Genomic DNA, 19,083 nt, shown 5'->3' on the forward strand with positions numbered 1-19,083 from the left:
TGCGGACTTCGACGCCAAGCAGAAGTCCGCACCGCACTCACTACTTCGGGCTCCAGCCCATCGCCATCTCTATCTTCTTGTTGTTCTCCTCTTCGCTGTCGTCGATACAGCCGGCATAGCGTCGGTGGATGACCTCCGGCGAGTTACCGGCACGGCGGGCTACCTCAGCTACCGGCAGGCCAGCCCGGAGCCAGTTCGTGATGCACGTAGCCCTGAGGTGGTACGGCTTGCGGGCCAAGGGTGAGCCAACCTTGTCCGGCGGGAGCGCCAGCGGTCTCGCTTCCTGCCACACTCGCCAGTAACTGGACGTGCCGAGCAGGTCCCCCCGCTCGTTGGGGAAGAGTCGTCCGTCCTTGGCCGTCCCGAATTCCTCCCGGTGTGCCCGGAGCATCGCCACGAGGACCGGCGGAATCGGTACGGGCCGGTCGGTGCCAGGATCCCTTGCCTTCAGCCCCCGCTTGTCGTGACGGTCTCCTGAGTCAGTCCACTTCTTGCCTGAGATAGGACGCGTCTCGCGAAGTGTGAGAGTTCCCCACCCCTGTTCGGGAAGGTGGCAGTCGTCCAATCGGAGCCCGACTACTTCCGCCGGCCGCATCGCGGCGTACAGCATGCAGCCGAAGAAGGCGACAAGGCGCCTTCCACGATTGCGGTGCACCGAGCCGATATAGGAGACGGCCGTGAGGAGTTGCCGCGCCTGCACATCGTTGACCAAGACTCGGGGGTCTACGGCGTCACTGCCTTGGGAGTTGGGCCGCTTCACTCCGGTGAGGGGGTTTTCGTCGAGGTATCCCTCTTGGATGGCGTACTCCATCGCGGTGTTGAAACCGCGGCGGCGGCGCTTGTATGTGTCCGTGGCGGCCGGAGTGTCGTCGAGCCTGAACGACAGCCGGTAGTGGATGTCTCGAACGACACGGGAGTCCCTGAAGGCCGAAAGAGGCAGAGAGTGAGCGGCGAGCCACGAGCAGGCTTTCTCCAACTCCGCAGGGGGCTCTTCGACTTTGTGAGCCGGAACGACGGCCCAGCGCACGGCCCGCCGTACGTCTTCCGGCTCCGGAGCGCCGGGGCTCTCCCCCAGCATGCCAAGGGCCACGGTGGCGAGGCTGTCAGCCAGTCCCTCACGGGTCTTCGCTGCTGCCGTGCACCACCGGACCGCCATGTACTCGCGGGAGAAGTCCCACCAGGACGGGTCTGGTCGGGTACTCGCTTGCGCCGCTGCCGCTCGGAGTTCGGACTCGGGAAGTCCTGTCTCCACGTCGAAGGCCTCACCTTTGCGCATCGCTTGCCACAGCTCCGACCGGCGGCTCTCGGCAAGCGCCGACGTTGTGAACGTGGCGTGCCTCACCTTTCCGGCGACCACCCAGCGGAGTTGGTAGGGAGCGGTCTTGCTGGATATCCGGCTGACCTTCCAAACCCGGACGTCCGTGGAGAGTGTGGGTTCTTCGCGCCCGGCCGGGCGCTCGCCGTTGCGAGCGCCCGGGATTGCGCTGGTCTTACGGTCGTTCACGCGGCCTCCTCCAGAGCAGTAATCCAGCGCTCCAGCTCAGAACGGCGAATCCGTACGGCACCGTTGGGGAGCTTGATTGCCCTTGGTCCCTTCTTGAGCTGTCGCCAGCGATAGAAGGTCGACAGGGGTACGCCGATTTCCTCGACCACCTCAGAGATCGTGAGCATTTCTTCACGCGCCACGGTTGGCCTCCCCCGAGTTCTCGTCAGCGGGCTGGGAGTCGGACAGGTGGGACAGTCCCGATTCCGGCTGTCCCACCTGCTTGCGCAGGTCAGGTGATGGACTGGGACAGTCGGACACCTGGGACACCCCCGGCGTGCCCTCTGTCCGAGTCTCGGTGTCCGGGTAGTACCGGCCGGTGCCGTCCTTGGTGAGCTGTCCGTCCGCAGCCATGCGGGAGCACGTGCGGCGGACGTTCTCGGCATCGAGCTGCGGCAGCGCGGCGACGATGTCCTTGGGCCGGGCGCCGGGATGGGCGCGAACGTGGCGGAGGATCGCGGCGCGGGTGTCGCCGATGATGTGGTCGGTTACCGGGCCATCGAGCATCTGCCAGGCGCCGGAAGCAGCTTGGAACTGAAGCGCGTACTCGGCTTCGTCAACGTCGCGTCCGGTGACGTGCAGGATGCCGTCCGCCTGCCCGCGTGCCCGCTTGAGGACGAGCGTGGCGTCCGCAGCTCCGGCGATGCCGTTGGTGCCGGATACCTCGGTCAGGAAGTCGTCCGAGCCTGCCTTGCGGACGTGGTGGACGAGCACCACGGCGATGCCGTAGTGGTCGGCGATCCGCTTGGCGTAGCCGACGGCCACGTAATCCGCGTCGTACGCGGACACGCCCTGCGGAGCGGGGCCACGCATCTTGGCGAACACATCGATCACGACCATGCGAGCGTCCGGGTTCCGGTCCAACCATCCGGCGATGGCGTCGCTGCCGCCCTGAGGGAAGGGCGGGCATTCGGTGACCAGGGTCAGCCCGGCCGGGGCCGCCTGCCCACCCAGCATCTTGCCCATGCGGGTCTGAAGACGGCGCGGGGTGTCCTCCAAAGCGAGGTAGAGCACCGGGCCGCCATCGACAGGCAGCGAGTCGAACGCGTGGCCCCCGGAAGCGACCGCAAGGGCCAGACCGAGGGACAGCCAGGACTTGCCCACCTTGGGCGGTCCGGCGAGCAGATTGACGCCCTCGGCGAGGATGCCGGGCACGGCCCATTTCGGCTCCGGGAAGTCCGCGGCCATGAGCTGATCCGCAGTCCATGCCGTGCGCGGGCGCTCTCGCTTCGGCAGCTCTCGCGGGGCCGCCTCGGGGTCGCTGGGCACGGAGTACAGGTGCAGCGGGGGAATCGGGTTCGTGCTCATGCTGCGACCTGCCGGGGGCGGTTGGCTCCGGCGCGCAGGCCAGAGGCGATGGTGCGGCGCGCTTCGCGCTCGCCCTGGCCGACGCTCAGCGCCGCCTCGACAAGCTTCTCGGTCACCTCGTACGCGTCCAGCTCTCCCCCTGCGACCAACTGACCGAGGGCGACGGAGGCGATGTAGAGCGCGTTGTTGTGCTGGTGCTCGCCGGAACCGGTGACCCGCGCCAACTCGCCGTTGACTGCGGCGTTCAGGAACTTGCCGCGCCGGTCGCGGGCCGTGAGCGGGACCGTGACCGGACGCTGCGGGGGCAGCGGCGCCGGGCGCAGCAGTTCGGCGAGCCAGCCGGGCAGCGTCGCCACGGGGGCGTGGTGAGCCACCGTGTACGGCTCTCCGGCGAAGGTGCTGCCAGCGCCGACGACCAGCCCGCCGACGGCGCGGGTGTCGACCTTCCAGCCGAGCCCGCGGGCGCTGTCCCCGGCAGTGTTGCGCAGGGGCTTGCCCTGGGGTGCGGCGAAGTACAGGTGCGTGCCGCCACTCCAGGTACGGACCGTGTACGTATCGGCGGGGAAGGGCTGGCCGTGGCGCTCGCAGAGCAGGGCGAGCACGTCGGCGCCGTCGGTGACGCCGTGCTCGGCCCATTCGGCCGGCGGGGTGTCGTCCGGGCCCTTGGGGGTGTCGAGGTCGACGACGACCAGGCCGGAGCGGCCGGTGGCGATGCCGACGTTGTAGGGGGCGTGCGTCCAGCACCGGGTGATGCGCTCGCGGTCGGTGGTGGCGCGGGTCTCCCAGTTGCGGACGGCGGGGCGCTTGGCGCCGGGGATGAGGGGAAAGACGTGCCAGCCGCGCGACGCAGCGTCAAGCGCCGCGCTGAGCTGGGCAGAGCCGTCCAGTTGAGGCATGCTGGAGGTTCTCCTGTTCTGTCGAAGGGACAAGGGAGCCGGGGCGGGCGCGGTCTTGTGGTGAGAGGCGCCCGCCCCGGGCGCGTCTAGAAGGGCGGTTCGTCGCTGAACCCGGAACCGGAGCCCTTAGCGGCTCCGGCCGCGACGGGGGCGGCGGTGCTCCACGCGTCGGTGGCCGGGCCGGAGGCGGCGCCGTTGCGCTGGACGCGTTCGACCTTGGCCGTGGCGAAGCGCAGCGAGGGGCCGATGTCGTCGACTTCCAGCGCGAGCATGGAACGGTTCTCGCCCTGCTCGGTCTGCCAGTTGTGCTGACGCAGACGACCGGTGACGACCACTCGCGTGCCCTTGGTCAGGCTTTCGGCGACGTGGTTGGCCAAGTCGCGCCATGCGGTGCAGCGCAGGAACATCGCGGTGCCGTCGCGCCACTGGCCGGTGGCCTTGTCGTAGGTGCGCGGGGTGGAGGCCACAGAGAACCGGGCGATGGCGTCGCCCCCGGTGGTGAAGCGCAGTTCGGGGTCTGCGGCGAGATTGCCGACGATGGTGATGGGGGTCTCTCCCACGGACATGTGGATCACTCGCTTCCGGTGTGGGTCGGGTTGTTGCTGGAGGCGTGGTGGTCGGCGATGAAGTACAGCCGGGTGCGCTTGCCGTCGCGGGTGGGGTACTGACGTGCCGGGCCGGTGTCGAACGCGGCGGCCAGAGCGGTGCCGACGCGGTCGGCGTCGTCCGGCGTGCAGATGACGCGGATCTCGAACACGGCTCAGTCCGTCTCGGCGGCCATGTCGTCGACCTGCATGAGCAGGTCTCCGAGCTGACGGCGGGTGATGTCGCGGCTGTAGGTCTCCGGCAACCCGTCGTTGTCCCAGCGCAGTTCGACGGCGACGATTTCGTCCGGGTCGATGTCCACGTCAGTGCTCCTTGCTCATGTCGAGGACGGGCAGTTCGGGAAGTCCGGCGCGTTCCAGGGCGGCGGGGTCGAAGCCGGGCAGCGCGGCGCGGGTGACGAGTGCCTGCGCGAGCTGTTCGGCGTAGGCGGCGCCGGTGCGGGCCACCTCGATCTGCGTGGTGCCGCGGATGGTCTCGACACGCTCGATGTGGGCGCGTTCCTCGCGCCGGTCGCTCACCTGCCGCTCGTAGGCGACGCGCTCACGCCGGTCGGTACGCCAGTAACGCGCGGCAAGCCCGTAGGCGACGGCGGTGGCCAGCGCCCACAGCAGCAACGGCAGGGACCACCCGTCGGCGTATCCGGCGACCCCGGCGAGGGCGAGCCCGCCGGAGGCGGCGAACGCGGTCCCGGCAAGCACGGGGTCTCCGGCACGGCCGACGCTCGCGCACGCGCCGGCCGCAGCGGCGGCGAGAGACAGGGCGGTCATGAGCACGGCGTTGCCGACGGAGTGTTCGGCGCCGTTGGCGTTCCAGATCCGGGCCAGCCCGAGCACGGTCGTGGTGGCGAGGGCGGGCGCGGCCTTGGGTGCGGCGAGGTTGAGCCAGTGCCGGGCGACGATGGGTTCGTTCATGGCCGTACTCCTCACAGGTTCGGGAGCGCGTTGACGACGGCGGTCATGAGCTGGTTGACCGTGTCGGCGGCTCCGGTGGAGGCGAGGTAGAAGCCGAACATCACGGCCACGAACGCGCTGCCGGGGCCGAGGGTCTTGGAGCGCAGCAGCATGAAGAGCACGAAGCCGAAGAGCAGGGCGAGGGAGATGGTCACGGCCATGCCGCAACCTCCTTTCCATGGGGTGGGGTTGGGGTCAGCGGCTGCCTGTGCGGTAGGTGCGGGCGGCGCGGTTGTAGAGCCAGCGGCCGACGCGTATCCGCTTGCCGTGGCCCTTGCAGCGGCGGCAGTTCTTGCCGCGCTTGGGCCGTCCCTTGCGGTCGGTGGTCATGGCGAAGCCGAAGCCGTTGCACTTGCGGCAGTTGCCGAACGGGCTCGCCGCACACACCGAGGCGTAACCGAACGTGATGAACAGCAGGAGTGCGATAGCGAGCAGGATCGGGGTCACGAGAGCCCTCCCGGGGCGGTTTTCAGGGGTTTCCGCAGGTGGGGACCTATCAGCTAGCTTGCAGATCAGAGCCCGCATGGGGCGCTAGCGGGACCTCTAGCGCTAGAGGGTTGGACCCCTAGCGCTAGAGGCTCCCGAGAGTCAGCCCGCGTCCCGATTTCGGTCACGCTCCGCAATCGCCGTAACGATGTGGGCGCGCTCGAACCCGGTCCGGTTGACGGTCTTGCCGTTGATCCGCCGGGCCACCTGGCCCGTGGTCACGCCGTACGGCTTGAGCGCGGTGGTGAGCTGCCGCGCCTTGTCCGCCGGGGCCATCTCCCCCCACGGCCCGTATTTCTCCGGCCGCAGTTCGGCGAGCCGGTCGACGGTGACGTCGTTCCACGGCTTGGCCTCATCCGCCGGCACGACGGCGAGGATGTCTTCAAGCAGCGGATCGACCGCCTCGCGCCGCTCCGGGGTCTCGCCTGCGGCGATGCCGCGCAGCGTGCCCGCGTCGATGCGCGCCTTGCGGGCGCGCTCGCAGATGGCGTCCGCGGCCGGGTTGTCGAGGTAGTAGCCGCGCACGATCTGCGGGTCGTCGGCGGCGCCGACCAGGTAGCCGATGCCCTTGTCGGACTTGGTGAACGACGTGGCGCGGATGCCGTTGCGGTACATCGACGTGCCCAGGATCATGTCGTTCTCGATCTGGCCCATGACCCGCAGGCAGAACCGCGTGCCCACGTTCGCGCTGATGGCGGGCGGGAGCGAGTCCTTGTCCGGGCGCTGCGTGGCCAGCAGCAGGATCACCCCGAGCGCCCGGCCGCGCTTGATGATGGCCGTGCACAGCGCCCCGGCTTCCTTGCCGTACTTGTCGTGGCTGAACAGCTCCTGGCACTCGTCAATCGCGAGAATGAGCGGGTGCAGGCCCAGGGAGCGGTTCGCGGCCAGGGACGGGATGACCTTGTTCTCCGGGCACTTGTCCTTGGGCAGTGAGCTGATGACCTTGGCCCGGCGCTCCAGGTCCTTGTAGACGTAGCGGATCGAATCCAGCGTGGCCGCACACGTGTCGTCGTCCGGGCCGGAGCCGTAGTCAGCCGCCACCTTCTTCAGCGGGTCCAGGTCGCCGGTGCCCTTCAGCTCCCAGATCAGCAGCTCAGCCGTCACGTCCAGCGCCGCGGCGAGCAGCGGCGTGCGCAGGCTGAACGTCTTGCCCATGCCGGGCATGGCGCCGATCAGGACGTTGTCGTACATCAGCGTCAGGTCGACGTTCCGGCCGCGCTGGTCGGTGCCGAACGGCAGCGGCTTGAACAGCGACGCCGACCCCGACTTGGCCAGCGGCCACGGCGGGGCGGCCACCTTGTTCAGCGCCCGGTCGCCGACCCAGAGCATCATGCGGCCGGCGTGTTCGTCGGCGACCGGCTCCGGCCACACGCAGCCCAGCGGGCGGCGCAGGCCGGAGGCCAGCTTTTCACGCCGGTCGAGGATGTCCGGCACGGTCACGCCGTACGGGAGGTCGACATCCGCGCGCCAGCCGGGGCCGTCGCGGGTGATCGGGGCGGGGAACTTGATGCCCTCCCCGCCCTTGGCGAGCGCCTTGTTGATCTCGGCGATACCGAGCGCCCCCAGCGCCCGTTCCACGATGCCGCTCGTCAGCCGCTCGACTTCGGTCGTGACGACTGCACGGGAGATGACGGGCTTGTCGGACGGCGCACCGAGGAAGCCGAACCCGGCCGTCAGCAGCGCCAGCGTCAGCACTTCGAGCCACGTGGGGGCGAGCAGGAACAGCACCAGGGCGAGCGGCAGGCCGACGACCAGGGCGAGCAGCATGAGGATGCTGCGCAGCTTGACGCGGTTGTCGCGCTGCCGGGACAGCTTCAGGTACTCCTCGACGTTCTCGCGCCCGGCGGCGACCTGCCGCAGCGGCTCGCCCTCGGTGTCGGCAACCCAGCGCATCGCGCCGCCGATGAACTTCGCGACCCCGGCCGGGGCCTGGAAGGCGAGCCGGAGCGAGTACCAGGGCAGGCGCACCGCGTGGAAGGCGGTGGTGTGCCAGGCGTAGCCGCCGAGCCAGCCGAGCGCGGTGACGAACTCCGGCTTGGACTTCGCCCACGCCGAGATCACCTCGCGCCGCTGCCCCGACCGGAGTCGGTCCATCAGGCCCGGACCGGACGGGGCCGGACCGTCGACCATCACGGTCGACCGGTCGTCGGGGTCGTCGTCGACCGAGTCGGCCGACCGGTCGACGCTCAGGGCGGCCGACTCGGTCGGCCGGGAGTCGGCAGCCGGGTCGGCCGACTCGCCGCGCGCCGATCGGGCCTTGTTGAGGTCGACTACCTCGGCGCCGGAATCGGCGGCCATCTCGGCTTCGAGTCGGTTGAACAGTTCGTTGTCGTCGGGGTGGTTCACTGAGATTCCTTCTCTCGGGGAGGGGTGACGAGGCCCGGCCGCTGTCTTGGCGGGCAAGGCCGGGCCCTGTCGGCTACAGGTCGAACAGGCCGCACTGATCCGTAGAAGCCGCGGGCAGCCGCTTGCGGGCGAGCCGGGCGGCGGCGCCGTGGCAGTCGGAGCACCACGCGCGCAGCTCGCTCGCCAGGAGACGGGCGGCGGCGACGTCGGTGGCGAGCGGGTCGACCGGGGCAGCCATCAGCCGTACCCGGCGCCCGTGCTTGCTGGTGTAGTGGTCGTGCTCGTGCTGGCACCGGCCGTCGCCCTTGGTGTGGGGGTTGCCGCACTCGCCGCTGCACTGGCAGCGGTAGCCGGCCGTCTCCATCACGGCGGTGAAGACGGCGGCGCCGACGATGGGCTGAGACTTCATGCCGCGGCCCTCCCCCATGCCGGAGGTTCGGACCGGCTGAGCAGGATGCGCAGGGCGGCGACGGCTTGCGGCCAGACCACACCGTTGCCGAGCGCCTTGAGCTGGGCGGTGCGCGACAGGCCGGGCACGGCGGTCACGTGGCCGTCGTCCAGGGCCATCAGCCATTCGACGAACGGCGGGTTCAGCCGTCCCAGATCGTCAGTTGGCCGGGGGGCGGGACGGCCGATGACCTGCGCCCACCTTTCGATGGCCGCGGCGTACGGCCCCCAACGCTGCGGGCCGCGTCCGTCAGGGTCTCCCCGTGTCCCCAGGCCGGGTTCGCTCCGCTGCTGCTCTTCGCGTCCGTTGCGGTCGGTGTCGGCAGCAGCTCCCCTACCTCCGCGGCCAGGCTCTTGCCGTGCCTGCCTGCCTCCTGCGAGGGACTGCGCTTGGTCTGCCGGTTCTCGTTCGCCGACGCCCGCGGGGTGGGCAGCAGCGAGACGACGTGCCGCAGGTTCATCCCACCCTGTGCCGCGTGCCCTGCCCCCGTGTTCTCCGAAGTCGACGGCGTCGGCAGCAGCGCCACGGCGGTGGGCAGTTGTCCTCTCTGCCCACCCCCGCGCCAGTCCCGGGCCGCCGGAGTCGGCAGGCCAGGCGTAGAAGAACAGGCGGTTGCGCTGGTGTGCGGCGCCGATATCCGACGCGCGTACACAGCACCAGTCCGCATCGAACCCGAGGGCGGCAAGGTCGCCAAGGACGGTGTCGAAGCCGAGTGAAAGGTGCCCTGCGACGTTTTCAAAGACCGCGAGCCGGGGTCGTAGAACCCCAAGGGCGCGGGCGATGTGCGGCCAGAGGTGCCGGGCATCCTTGGTTCCCTTCCGTTTGCCCGCGGTGCTGAACGGCTGGCACGGATAGCCGCCGATGTAGATGTCGACCGGCTCAACGTCGTGCCATTCGACGGCGGTGATGTCCCCGAGATTGGGCACCTCGGGATGGTGGTGGGCGAGGATGAGCGCGGCGCCGGGGTCGTTGTCCGCCACCCACGCCAGCTCCCCGCCGAACACGGCCTGGACGGCGATGTCCAGACCGCCGTAGCCGGTGCACACCGAACCGATCCGCGGGGCCGTCATGCCGCCACCCCGATCACAGGCGCATCGGTCCGGGCGCTGGCCCGGCCGGCGCGGCGTCCGGTGACAGTGGCGAACAGCCAACCAAGCCCGGCGCGGCGCATTCCGGCACGGGCCTGCTTGGCCGCGTACATCGCCTCATCCGCGCGCCGCAGCAGCCCGGACAGGTCATCGGCGGGGAAGTCCGCTGCGCGCACCCAGCCCAGCGAAACCGTGGTGTGCACGTCCGGGTCCTGGCCGTCGACAGGCCGGGCGAGCACGCCGTGCAGCACGGCAAGCAGGTCCCCGGCGGTGTTGTGGTCGTCGATGAGGAGGGCGGCGAACTCATCGCCCCCCAACCGCCCGGCGACCCCGGTACGGCCGACGTGATGGGCGAGCCGGTCCGCGGTCGCCTTCAACAGGGCGTCCCCGGCCGCGTGCCCGTAGGTGTCGTTGATGTGCTTGAACTTGTCGACGTCGGCCAGCACCACAACCGCGCGCGGGTCCTTGAGCAGGGCCGTGGCGCGGCGGGTGAAGCCGTCGCGGGTGCGTAACCCGGTGAGCGGGTCTCGCCGGGCGGTGTTCAGGCAGCCGCGCAGCCACCACACGTGAACCGCCCAACCCGCGGCGAGCGGCAGCGCGGACAGCAGGACCGTGGCCAGGGTGTTCACGCTGCCACCCCCTCGGCGGCGTCGCCGGACGCGTCCGGCTCGGGGCTGTCGACGGGGTGCAGGGCGCGCCCGTCGGCCCGCTCGGCGAGCAGGGCGTCACGCACCTGCCGGGCAGGGCCGGAGCCGCAGTGCAGTTCCTTGCGCAGCGCCTCGGCGTTGATCTGGCCGTCCTGCCAGCCGGCCGTGATCGTGCGCGCCTCGGCGAGCAGTTCGGCCGTCGTGCGCTGCGCCGTCTTGGCCTTACCCGTCGTCGGCCGCTTGCGTGGCGGCTTCGGCGCCTCGCGCGTCGGCTTCTCGGGGGTCTGCGGCGGCTCCGGGACGGCGGGCACGTCAGCGCCGGCGGGGGCGAGTTCGCCCATGCGCAGCATCACGCGCTCACGCCGCGGGGTCCTCCAGCGCCACGCCACCGGACCGAACCGCTCATGCAGGTCCGCACGGGCCAACAGCCGCTCACGCTCGCAGGCAAGGGCGTCGGTGTAGGAGGTGACCTCCCACAGCGTCATGCGCCGCCACAGCGCGAACGTGGACAGCGGAGCCAACAGCCAGCGAGAAAAGCGGATCTTGTCCATGCGCCGTCCGGTGACGGCACCGATGCGCACGGCGTAGACGTGGGCGCCGATCTCGGAGAACACCACCCACAGCAGCGGCATCGTGCCGTGCGCCACCTTCGCGGACAGCGAGTGCCCGGCCGCGATGTTCAGCCAGCAGGTGACCAGGGTCAGCACCCAGGGCACGAACCGCACCCATGCCAACGCCATGTCCAGCCGGATCAACAGCAGGTTGGCCAGGGTGAACACCGGGATGGCGATGTCGATGGCGATGGGCAGGGTGTGCGGGTTGCTGAAGCCCCACCGGGCCGCAGCCAGGGACACCGCGTCAAAAGAGGAGTACAGGCCCAGGGCGCCGACCGCGGCGGCGGCGAGCGCACCGATTCCGGCAAGGCCCATCTCCGGGCGGGTCAGCGGCGGCACGGCCGGACGCTCGATCGTCTGCGTTGTCATGCCGCACCCCCGTGCGTGGCGGGCACATCGGTGTAGCCGTGCAGGTGCACCACGGCGCCCGCGTAGTCGGTCGTCGCCTTCAGCACGCGCGTCATGCCGTCGCCCTGCACCCCGTGCGTCACCTTCTCCGGCGGCACGGCCAGGGCCTCCCGCCACGCCTCGAACGCGTTCAGACCCTCGTGGAACCGCAGGGTCAGCCGATCGGGGTAGATGCGGGACAGGTCGATGTCCGGGGCGGGCAGGTGCCCGAAGTCAGCAGCCAGCAACCGCAGCACGCGCAGCGGAGCAGCCAGCGCGTCCAGCGTGAGCGGCTCGTTCATGCCGCCGCTCCCTTCCGGGACGGCCGGCGGCGCCCGGCCGGGCGGGCCAGCGGGACGACGTTGAACAGCTCCGGGGCGTGCGCCTCGATCACCTCGGCGGCGATGCGGGCCACGTCGTCCGGGAGCTCCGGGTTGTCGGCGAGGATGTCGCGCGCGGCGTCCAGCCGGGCCGCGCGCTCTTCGCTGGTCTCGCCCTCTTCCCCGAGCCACAGCTCAACCGGGGTGCCCAGGGCCAGTTCGATGAAGTCGTTGACGGAGACGGCCTGATGACCGCCGATGTACGTGCGCATGCGGCGCTCCTGATGTCGAAGGGACAGGGAGATGCCGGGCGGTCGTGGCATGGTGGTGAGAGGCGACCACTCGGGATGTGCAGCCCCAAGCCGCATCGGCGGCAGGGCAGCGCCCCGGAGGCAGATTTAATCTGCCGCCATCACGGCTGTCCGGGGCCGCAGCGCCGGAGCACTGCGAGGGTTGGAGTCGTGCAGGTGCGCGGTCTTGCATCCGCGCGGCCGTCACTGCGGGGAGACGGCTCAGAGGCCCACTTATGTACGCCTGTGACCAGGCGTTTATCAAAGACCAGCCGCTTCCTTCAGACCCGTTTCACGGGGCCCTCCGGGCGTGAGTTCAGATTGACTTATGTCAATCTGCCCTGTCAAGGAGGTCCGACGGGAAAGCCGAGATTGACTTAGTCCGGCTACTCTCGAACCCATGGAGCACAGCTCAGAAGCGCCCAGGCAGGCGCCCACGGCCAAGGACATCGCTGCGGACTTCCGAGCGAAGATCACAGGCCCGAAGCCCGAGTACGAACCGGGAGATCGACTCCCAGCGGCTCGCACACTCGCCAAGCAACTTGGCGTGCAGCTCCTGACTGTTCAGAGCGCGTACGGCCAACTCCGCGACGAGGGGTTGGTCCTCACCCAGCAAGGCCGCGGGACGTTCGTCCGAGACCCCTCGATGCCGCTCGGCACCGAGCCGGGCAGCAGCCCCGCCTTCACCGCACTGGCCGCAGAGCTCAGCTCGATTCATGACGCTCTTCGTCTGCTCGGTGAGCGACTCGACCGCCTTGAACAGCTTGTCGGTGACGGGACTCCAACCTCGCCGTGAGTTCGTCCGCACGCCGCAGCAGTCGTTCAACCGTGGCGCGCGCCTCGCTCAAACTTGCTTCGATCAAAGCAAGTTCCGTGGGAGTCAGCCCTCCCAACTCGCCGCTTTGCTCATTGATCCCTGACATGGCAATGAGCATGCGGCCGGAAATTGAAGAGGACCCGGACAGACTGTCCGGGTCCTCTTTCCCTGCAGGTCAGCCAGGTTGACGATTCGTCATCGAGTGGCTTCCTCCACGGCGGCCAGCACTGCGGCCCATGGGAGTTCGCGCCCCGCCGGCGCCTCCCTCGGCTCATACAGCGGCCAGACGTCCGGGCCGTAGACGACGAGCACTCCCCCAGCACGAAGAGCATCGATGTGCCCTTGCCACGCGGGATGGCGCGCGTGCGCCGCGTTCACCCGCGGGAAGACGACGACTGGCAGACCAAGAGTGCCGATAGCCTCGCCAACCTGGGTCAGTGCCTGATTGTCCATCACGCCAGTCGCGAGCTTGGCGACCATGTTGGCGGACGCGGGAGCGACCACGTAGCAGTCAACTGGCGGATGCGGCCGGGCCTCACCAGGTAGGCGCGGTTCGTCACGTACGGCTAGGCCGGTGAGCTTCTCCAGCCGCTCAACCTCCCCGCTCATCCGCAGCCACTGGCCTGCGGTCGGCGTCAGCGTGACGGCAACCTGCCATCCGCGGTCCATCGCGGGTTCGACGAGACCGGTACGCAATGCCTCTACCCCCCCGGCCGCCGACCCGACAACTCCGAGCACCCCGCGCTTGCCTGAACTCACTGCACCGCCCTGCACCGTTGTGCCATCACGAACACCTCGGACGAACGCGAACCGCCGGTCACGGGAGACTGCTTGATCAGGTCCCGCAGCGTCTCGCGCACTCTCGGATTGTTGCGTACGAGCTGCGGCGACGTGCGCTCTGCCGTCCGCAGCTCCGCAAACGCTTCGTCTCCGTGGCCGGCGAGCGACAGAGCCCGCGCGTAGTCGATGCGGTGGGAGACGCTGCGCTCCTGCGGCATGTGGTCGACGTTGATCCGGCCGTGTTCCACCACGTACGAGACGTTGTCGAGGTCCAGCTCAACGGACAGGCGATGGAGCAGCACGTTCGTTGGCCCGAATCCGGTCTGCCAGTAGTTCTCATCCGACCCGAGGTCGTCCGCGAGTTCTTCGGCACGGTCCAACAGCCCCGTGGCGGTAGGCCGGTCCTGATGCCGCGCTGCCGCCACTGCGGCACGCAGGTGGATCATCCCGAGCAAGCTGAGCGCGGCCGGGTCGTTCTCTGTCACCTGGGACGACAGCCACCTTGCCGCTGTGTTGCCCAGTTCGAGAGCGTCGTCGTAGCGCCCATTGGCAAGCAGAGCGTGCGTGCCGGACCGGGCCGCGGATGCCAACACGAGCGGGTCGTCTGACTCGTCAGCGGCTCGCATCGCGCGCTCGGCAGCGAGCCATGAGATGTCAGACTCACCGATCTTCGCGAGTGTCGTGGCGGCGAGATGGTGCGTACGGGCCGACACTGCCCAGCAATCGCTACGGTCGTCGCCTCGACGCGCCGCGCGATCCTCCAACTCCTGTGCGGTCTGAAGCAGCGCGGGAAGAGCGGCGATGACACTGCCGAGCCGTCCGCCCTGGTAGTCGTTCCATGCCTGCTCCACCCGTACGGCCACCGGGGCAGGTGTCGGCAGCTGAGTCTCAGCCTGGGGGCCGAAGAGCAGACGCGAGAGGCGACGCGGGGTCATGAGGGCGTCGCGCACGGCGGGGACGTCGTCCTGTTGGCGCTCGTCTTCCATGAGGACGGTCTGTCCGAGCAGGTCTCCGAGGGGCACGCGCAGGATGCGCGACAGCTCCGCCAGCATGTCGATGCGGGGCGGCTTCCGGCGCCCGGTCTCGATCTTCGCAAGCCAGTCAGTGCTACGACCGACCAGACCGGCCAGCACCTCTTGCGTGTAGCCACGGCGCTTCCGGTAGAACGCGATGCGCTCGCCGATGCTGAGGTGATCTCCAAGACCACGCATTGCGTGTTGCCTCCTGGTTCTAGGGGCTAGCTTCACGGTACCGAGCCGGTCGTCACGCTGGACAGACGGTCTTTCCTCTCCAGCCGACCGAGCATGAGGCACCGAACGGCAGCGGACCCGGACAAAGTGTCCGGGCCCAGTCGTTCGGTTGAGATCCAAGGTGGAGGGGAGGGGTGTCCCGACTGTCCGACTGTCCCAGTAGCCGGGGTGACCTGCGAAAACAGGTGGGACAGCGGGAGACCCACCTGTCCCACCTGTCCGACTCAGCGCTGAAACACCCGGGGGTGTTTCAGCCCATGGGAGTCCGAAAGTTAAGTGCCAGAGTCGGCGGAGAGCCCAGGGATTGGCGACACAGCTGGCAAGCGGTCATGCACGTTCGCCAGTTTCTGAAGCAGGTAGCGAGTAACTGACGGAACCCTTTCTCGCTTCGGCTTTGCAAGCTGTTCCGTCAGGCGACAAATGAGCGATTCAACATCATTCGCTCGCACGCATTGATCATCTCCACTTAGGACATTTGTTTGCCGGATGGCAACTAGCACCAGCTCAAGACGGCGCACCAGGACGTCGGATTTTCCGCCCTCTTCGAATGAGGAGCACATAACTAGCGTGTTCCGAATCGCCATGCGGAGCACCACGCCAAACGCAACTTCATGATGATGACCCCCAGCGACCCTCACCGAGTACTCCGCTGGCATGAAGACGAAGGCAGGCAACACCGGGAAGAGGGTACGCGCTTCGTCCCAGACAGGGAACATAGCATCCAGCGCCGGGCGGCTTACCACGACCGGAACTGATTCGGAGCCGCGAATACTCACAGCGACTTCTTTTAGATTCTCCAGAAAACGGGAAGTCCACATTGCCGCCTGAAGACCAGGATAAAAAGAGTCCATCCCCCAGCGGTCCAACACCACTTCGAGTCGACCGCGCTCATAGCACCAATCGTGGACCGAGAGCCCACTACTACCGAAAGCGTTGAGAGCATTCCTCTCGCGCAGCGCGCGGACTCCCTGCGGCGGATCGCTCTCATCAAGGAAGCGCGCAAGTTCTGGCATCTCGGCTCGAAGCGCCATCAATGCACAGTCGAACCCCACCATGAATGCGTAGGCCCGCTCGATTCCATCAGCAAGATCTTCTACCGCAGTGGTGTCCTCGCCGACGCAAATTAGCTCGCGATCTTCATCCCATTCGAAGTCTTCGTGAGCGGCTCCGTTTCGGACAGCCGGCAGTATCGCCTGTGCTGCATCTTGAAGGACTGGATTCCCATCAGCTACTAGCTGATCGCGCAATGATGCAATCTCGGGCAGCCTTCCAGATCGCCCTCGCAGCTCAAGGACCGTCCATGCACAAGGTCGGAGCTGGCCCTCGACCACCCTGCGATAGATGTCGAGCATGCAGAAGGCCCGCTGCTGAGCAGTTGATGCATTCCTGAGGTTCTGCTGGGCTTGAACGATCCCCTGATGGTTAGCCGCGCTTCGGTCGGTCCGCGCCCTCAGGCGCCTAATCGGCTCTGCGAAAATCGGGTCTGCCGAAAATCCGCTTCTTACGATGCGCGAAGCAAAGAATGCCGAGCGCAGCACCAACAGGGGCCTTCCACTCTGTGTATAAGCCCACGCGAGATCGACTGCACTTTCGACTTCCAGTGGCTTCTTCGCTAGCTCGGAAAGCATAGAAGATAGGCGTTTATAGAGCACGCCAATACGCCCCCGATAGTTCGCCAGAAGGCGCGACGGCAAAAAGATCCCTCGTTGATCACAGATTTCATCGCGCGCAACGCCAAAGATCTGAACGCACGTTTCACTCGGCAGACTTGGCGTGGTGCTTGTGATCGAATCCAGCTTGGCCTGCAGCTCATCCACATGCCGCAGGCCATCAGGAAATCCACAAGCAGCATCATCAAGAACTTGGATCGCAAAATTATGCAAGCACTCCCGCAAGTGCAGCACTTCCTGCGAGAGTCCAGATTTGAGCACGGCCAAGTACCACAGATTTTCTTCTCGCGACTTTACGTCATGCACCAAGTCGAGCGCGCGTTTCTTGATCTCCTTAGCGTTCCCCTCCGAAACAGCGGTCGCCAGCGCATCCATTGGGCCACCAAGAAGCCACTCCTCTTCACAGAGCCCTGCATCCCACAGGGACTGCTCCCAGTCGTCCTGGGCCACGGGAACACTGGCCCGCGGCGGTTCAGTCAGCTGACCGAGTTCGTTTCTCGCTGCCTGCAGGATGCGCGCCAAGGCTTCTGTCGGGAGAGACATGGCTTCATGGTCTCGAAGCTTGCCGTTCCGAGCCATCGGTTTGTGGTCACGTCAGGCTGAAGGTGTAGGCGGCAACGGGCTGTTGGCCTGGACAGGCATACCCTCAAACTGTCTGATGTGACTGATCTTGAGGACGCATACACGAGCTGGCTCGCCTCCCTTCATCGCCTGGTCTCGGATCCACTGAGCCTCGCTCAGTGGCAGGACCGGCGGTTTGCCTTCGCCCATCAGGTGGGTGACTTGCTGACGCGCGCGAACGGCCGGCGCTCCCCAGTGACCGGGCCTGTCCTGTACGGGGTCTTCACCAGTGGCGGGCTGTGCTACGTCGGTCAAACTCAAGAGGGGGAACGGCGGCTTCGTGATCTCCCTGTCGGAGAGAGTCACCACGTCGCCAACACCGTCCCTCCGGAACTCTGGGAAAGCGTCGTCGTGCTGCGGTGGCCGGAGCTGCTGGCACATATCAGCGCGTCGGAACGTGTGACCGCGTCTGCACTCGGGCCCGTTGTCTGCGGCTTGGTCCTCGAGCACCGTCTTCAAGTAGCCACATCGCCGCCGCTCAACAGTCGGCGCAGAGACAGCCGCGGTGGGTGGCGTGCAAGGAATCATGTGGCCAGTCGGTCACGGGGCGCCGTTCATGCGGCGTCCCTACCAGAGTTGTGGCAGTGCACTTGGGAGGCATGGACCACACTGGCCAACCTCGATGCCCCGGGCCTCAACCTCTTTCGCGCGGACGCGGGAGCGGGGCACATAGTGTTTCCCGGGGCGCTGCACAGAAGCCAATCGGACACGTCCTGACGACGGGTTCTCCGCTTGGACTAGGCATGGCGCCGCACGGCCATCGTGTGAGGGGCGTGTGGATCGGGAGAGCGTGCGATCTTCCCGAAGGATTCATGCAGGTCAGAGCAATATTTTGACACTGGGGGATCACGCTCTCCGGAGCCGTGTGCGCAGGTTCGAATCCTGCCGGGGGCACCTCGCACAAGGTGCCCGAAGACCCCGCCACCAGCGCTTTCGCTGAGGACGGGGTCTTGGCGTATGCGTAGCCGTGTGCAGCCCTGAGCGGCCGTATGCCGGCGCCCGTGGACTATTGATCCGTAGTAGCCGCCGAGCCTCGCCGTCGTCGATCCCACGGATCCGCACCCGCTCAATCACCAGGACAGCCAGGCGGATATTTCGCCCCGACTCCGGGTCGGGACGGTTGAGCATGGTCGGAGATCCGGATCTGATGCGGCTACTTCCGGCGGGCGATCGTGATGATCTCCTGACTCGTGCCGGTCACGGGTCCGCGGTGCCAGTCACCGTACTGGGCCTCGATGACCAAGCCTGCCCCGGCAAGGAACTCGTCAAGCCGCACGACGTCGAGGAAGCGCAGGCACGTGCGGTCGACGCGGAGCACCGAGCCATCCATCCCAGCTGTCGTACCGGTGAAGGTGACCACGTCGCCGACCACGGACTCGACCTCGTGCCAGACACGCAGGGCACGACCGGATGCGTCGGTGACGTCGGACACCCGGGACGGGTTCCAGCCCTCCCAGGCGCGTGCCTGCGGGTGGCGCGTCTCGAACGCGAAGCGGCCCTCCTCGCGAAGTGCCGAGCGGATCGCCGCGAGCGAGGCACTCAGTTCATCGTCGGTGATGAGGAATTGGAACGCGTGGCTGGCCATCGTTGCAAGGTCGAATTCGGCGTCCCACCCCGCGTCCGCCGCGCCGCCCTCGACCCACTCGATGTCGGTACGCCGCCGGGCCCGGGCAAGCGCGGCGCGATCCGGATCGAGACCCGTGAGGCGTCCGGTGTGACCGCGCTCGCGCGCACGGTGCAGCATGCCGCCGGTTCCACAGCCGACATCCAGGACCGATCCCGCGGCCATGACCAGCTCGTCGTAGAAGGCATCGCTGGGCCAGAGCGCGGGATCCCACGGATTCAGCAGGTCATACAGTGCGGCGGCATCAGCATCAGAGAACACCGCGACAGTATCCACGCATTGGCATCCGCTACCAACCAATTGGCCATGAAGCGATGCCACTTAGAGGATGTCTCATGTGGTCGTTCGCTGATGCGGCATGATGTTGGACTGTGGGTGCTGATCTGTCGCGT

General features: G+C 67.8%; 22 protein-coding genes. 1 reads left to right on the forward strand and 21 read right to left on the reverse strand.

All coding sequences use genetic code 11. The annotated features are described in order from the left end of the window. Window positions 1-40: 40 nt before the first annotated feature. The 17 genes from ACFQLX_RS17380 to ACFQLX_RS17460 all read right to left on the reverse strand — a co-directional run bounded on the left by ACFQLX_RS17380 (window position 41) and on the right by ACFQLX_RS17460 (window position 11,911). A complete protein-coding gene (locus ACFQLX_RS17380; protein ID WP_386416152.1) occupies window positions 41-1,504 on the reverse strand; it encodes a tyrosine-type recombinase/integrase in 1,464 nt (487 codons plus the stop codon). Next, window positions 1,501-1,671 carry a helix-turn-helix transcriptional regulator gene (locus ACFQLX_RS17385; RefSeq protein WP_386416209.1) on the reverse strand — a complete coding sequence of 57 codons (171 nt, stop codon included), beginning with the start codon at window positions 1,669-1,671 and terminating at the stop codon, window positions 1,501-1,503. Before ACFQLX_RS17385 ends, ACFQLX_RS17380 begins: the two co-directional genes overlap by 4 nt. A gap of 4 nt (window positions 1,672-1,675) precedes the next feature. Next, window positions 1,676-2,851 (reverse strand): AAA family ATPase, encoded by a 1,176-nt coding sequence (locus tag ACFQLX_RS17390; protein ID WP_386416154.1) that lies wholly within the window; start codon window positions 2,849-2,851, stop codon window positions 1,676-1,678. Continuing rightward, a complete protein-coding gene (locus ACFQLX_RS17395; RefSeq protein ID WP_386416156.1) occupies window positions 2,848-3,747 on the reverse strand; it encodes a bifunctional DNA primase/polymerase in 900 nt (299 codons plus the stop codon). The genes ACFQLX_RS17390 and ACFQLX_RS17395 overlap by 4 nt, the downstream gene beginning before the upstream one ends. 86 nt (window positions 3,748-3,833) lie before the next feature. Next, complete coding sequence (locus ACFQLX_RS17400; RefSeq protein WP_386416158.1) at window positions 3,834-4,313, reverse strand: single-stranded DNA-binding protein; 480 nt, start codon at window positions 4,311-4,313, stop codon at window positions 3,834-3,836. 5 nt (window positions 4,314-4,318) lie between these two features. Beyond that, a complete protein-coding gene (locus tag ACFQLX_RS17405) occupies window positions 4,319-4,504 on the reverse strand; it encodes a hypothetical protein (RefSeq protein ID WP_386416160.1) in 186 nt (61 codons plus the stop codon). Between the two features lie 3 nt (window positions 4,505-4,507). Continuing rightward, on the reverse strand, window positions 4,508-4,654 hold the full coding sequence (locus ACFQLX_RS17410) for a hypothetical protein (protein ID WP_386416163.1): 147 nt from the start codon (window positions 4,652-4,654) through the stop codon (window positions 4,508-4,510). A gap of 1 nt (window position 4,655) precedes the next feature. Next, window positions 4,656-5,264 carry a hypothetical protein gene (locus ACFQLX_RS17415; protein ID WP_386416165.1) on the reverse strand — a complete coding sequence of 203 codons (609 nt, stop codon included), beginning with the start codon at window positions 5,262-5,264 and terminating at the stop codon, window positions 4,656-4,658. Window positions 5,265-5,275: 11 nt separating this feature from the next. Beyond that, window positions 5,276-5,464, reverse strand: a complete 189-nt coding sequence (locus ACFQLX_RS17420) for a hypothetical protein (protein WP_386416167.1) — start codon at window positions 5,462-5,464, stop codon at window positions 5,276-5,278. Window positions 5,465-5,498: 34 nt separating this feature from the next. Beyond that, window positions 5,499-5,750 (reverse strand): hypothetical protein, encoded by a 252-nt coding sequence (locus tag ACFQLX_RS17425; protein ID WP_386416169.1) that lies wholly within the window; start codon window positions 5,748-5,750, stop codon window positions 5,499-5,501. Window positions 5,751-5,891: 141 nt separating this feature from the next. Then, the gene (locus tag ACFQLX_RS17430; RefSeq protein ID WP_386416171.1) at window positions 5,892-8,135 is read right to left on the reverse strand and encodes a P-loop NTPase family protein; all 2,244 of its coding nucleotides are present in this window, start codon (window positions 8,133-8,135) and stop codon (window positions 5,892-5,894) included. 73 nt (window positions 8,136-8,208) lie between these two features. Next, window positions 8,209-8,544 (reverse strand): hypothetical protein, encoded by a 336-nt coding sequence (locus ACFQLX_RS17435; protein WP_386416173.1) that lies wholly within the window; start codon window positions 8,542-8,544, stop codon window positions 8,209-8,211. Next, window positions 8,541-9,653 carry a DNA cytosine methyltransferase gene (locus ACFQLX_RS17440; protein ID WP_386416176.1) on the reverse strand — a complete coding sequence of 371 codons (1,113 nt, stop codon included), beginning with the start codon at window positions 9,651-9,653 and terminating at the stop codon, window positions 8,541-8,543. The genes ACFQLX_RS17435 and ACFQLX_RS17440 overlap by 4 nt, the downstream gene beginning before the upstream one ends. After that, complete coding sequence (locus tag ACFQLX_RS17445; protein ID WP_386416179.1) at window positions 9,650-10,300, reverse strand: GGDEF domain-containing protein; 651 nt, start codon at window positions 10,298-10,300, stop codon at window positions 9,650-9,652. The genes ACFQLX_RS17440 and ACFQLX_RS17445 overlap by 4 nt, the downstream gene beginning before the upstream one ends. After that, window positions 10,297-11,301, reverse strand: a complete 1,005-nt coding sequence (locus tag ACFQLX_RS17450) for a DUF2637 domain-containing protein (protein WP_386416181.1) — start codon at window positions 11,299-11,301, stop codon at window positions 10,297-10,299. The genes ACFQLX_RS17445 and ACFQLX_RS17450 overlap by 4 nt, the downstream gene beginning before the upstream one ends. Next, complete coding sequence (locus tag ACFQLX_RS17455) at window positions 11,298-11,621, reverse strand: hypothetical protein (protein WP_386416183.1); 324 nt, start codon at window positions 11,619-11,621, stop codon at window positions 11,298-11,300. Before ACFQLX_RS17455 ends, ACFQLX_RS17450 begins: the two co-directional genes overlap by 4 nt. Further along, window positions 11,618-11,911: a hypothetical protein gene (locus ACFQLX_RS17460; protein ID WP_386416184.1), complete on the reverse strand. Its 294-nt coding sequence runs from the start codon at window positions 11,909-11,911 to the stop codon at window positions 11,618-11,620. The genes ACFQLX_RS17455 and ACFQLX_RS17460 overlap by 4 nt, the downstream gene beginning before the upstream one ends. A 418-nt stretch (window positions 11,912-12,329) precedes the next feature. On the opposite strand from ACFQLX_RS17460, the gene ACFQLX_RS17465 reads away from it, so the two are divergent. Further along, entirely contained in the window at window positions 12,330-12,725 is a 396-nt protein-coding gene (locus ACFQLX_RS17465; RefSeq protein ID WP_386416186.1) for a GntR family transcriptional regulator, read from the forward strand. A 216-nt stretch (window positions 12,726-12,941) separates the two neighbouring features. Here the strand turns inward: ACFQLX_RS17465 and ACFQLX_RS17470 are convergent, their stop codons facing one another. The 4 genes from ACFQLX_RS17470 to ACFQLX_RS17485 all read right to left on the reverse strand — a co-directional run bounded on the left by ACFQLX_RS17470 (window position 12,942) and on the right by ACFQLX_RS17485 (window position 18,967). After that, window positions 12,942-13,505: a flavoprotein gene (locus ACFQLX_RS17470; protein ID WP_386416188.1), complete on the reverse strand. Its 564-nt coding sequence runs from the start codon at window positions 13,503-13,505 to the stop codon at window positions 12,942-12,944. Beyond that, window positions 13,502-14,737, reverse strand: a complete 1,236-nt coding sequence (locus tag ACFQLX_RS17475; protein ID WP_386416190.1) for a helix-turn-helix domain-containing protein — start codon at window positions 14,735-14,737, stop codon at window positions 13,502-13,504. The genes ACFQLX_RS17470 and ACFQLX_RS17475 overlap by 4 nt, the downstream gene beginning before the upstream one ends. Window positions 14,738-15,048: 311 nt before the next feature. Continuing rightward, window positions 15,049-16,989: a hypothetical protein gene (locus tag ACFQLX_RS17480; protein ID WP_386416192.1), complete on the reverse strand. Its 1,941-nt coding sequence runs from the start codon at window positions 16,987-16,989 to the stop codon at window positions 15,049-15,051. 1,231 nt (window positions 16,990-18,220) lie between these two features. Continuing rightward, a complete protein-coding gene (locus tag ACFQLX_RS17485; protein ID WP_386416194.1) occupies window positions 18,221-18,967 on the reverse strand; it encodes a class I SAM-dependent methyltransferase in 747 nt (248 codons plus the stop codon). Window positions 18,968-19,083: the final 116 nt, after the last annotated feature.

The sequence above is a fragment of the Streptomyces polyrhachis genome (genome assembly GCF_042663125.1).
Lineage (GTDB): Bacteria > Actinomycetota > Actinomycetes > Streptomycetales > Streptomycetaceae > Streptomyces > Streptomyces polyrhachii.

Coding starts and splice junctions, on each gene's coding strand:
- ACFQLX_RS17385 (WP_386416209.1), bottom strand. CDS start 1,671: ATGCTCACGATCTCTGAGGTGGTCGAGGAAATCGGCGTACCCCTGTCG.
- ACFQLX_RS17390 (WP_386416154.1), bottom strand. CDS start 2,851: ATGAGCACGAACCCGATTCCCCCGCTGCACCTGTACTCCGTGCCCAGC.
- ACFQLX_RS17395 (WP_386416156.1), bottom strand. CDS start 3,747: ATGCCTCAACTGGACGGCTCTGCCCAGCTCAGCGCGGCGCTTGACGCT.
- ACFQLX_RS17400 (WP_386416158.1), bottom strand. CDS start 4,313: ATGTCCGTGGGAGAGACCCCCATCACCATCGTCGGCAATCTCGCCGCA.
- ACFQLX_RS17415 (WP_386416165.1), bottom strand. CDS start 5,264: ATGAACGAACCCATCGTCGCCCGGCACTGGCTCAACCTCGCCGCACCC.
- ACFQLX_RS17420 (WP_386416167.1), bottom strand. CDS start 5,464: ATGGCCGTGACCATCTCCCTCGCCCTGCTCTTCGGCTTCGTGCTCTTC.
- ACFQLX_RS17435 (WP_386416173.1), bottom strand. CDS start 8,544: ATGAAGTCTCAGCCCATCGTCGGCGCCGCCGTCTTCACCGCCGTGATG.
- ACFQLX_RS17440 (WP_386416176.1), bottom strand. CDS start 9,653: ATGACGGCCCCGCGGATCGGTTCGGTGTGCACCGGCTACGGCGGTCTG.
- ACFQLX_RS17450 (WP_386416181.1), bottom strand. CDS start 11,301: ATGACAACGCAGACGATCGAGCGTCCGGCCGTGCCGCCGCTGACCCGC.
- ACFQLX_RS17455 (WP_386416183.1), bottom strand. CDS start 11,621: ATGAACGAGCCGCTCACGCTGGACGCGCTGGCTGCTCCGCTGCGCGTG.
- ACFQLX_RS17460 (WP_386416184.1), bottom strand. CDS start 11,911: ATGCGCACGTACATCGGCGGTCATCAGGCCGTCTCCGTCAACGACTTC.
- ACFQLX_RS17465 (WP_386416186.1), top strand. CDS start 12,330: ATGGAGCACAGCTCAGAAGCGCCCAGGCAGGCGCCCACGGCCAAGGAC.
- ACFQLX_RS17475 (WP_386416190.1), bottom strand. CDS start 14,737: ATGCGTGGTCTTGGAGATCACCTCAGCATCGGCGAGCGCATCGCGTTC.
- ACFQLX_RS17480 (WP_386416192.1), bottom strand. CDS start 16,989: ATGTCTCTCCCGACAGAAGCCTTGGCGCGCATCCTGCAGGCAGCGAGA.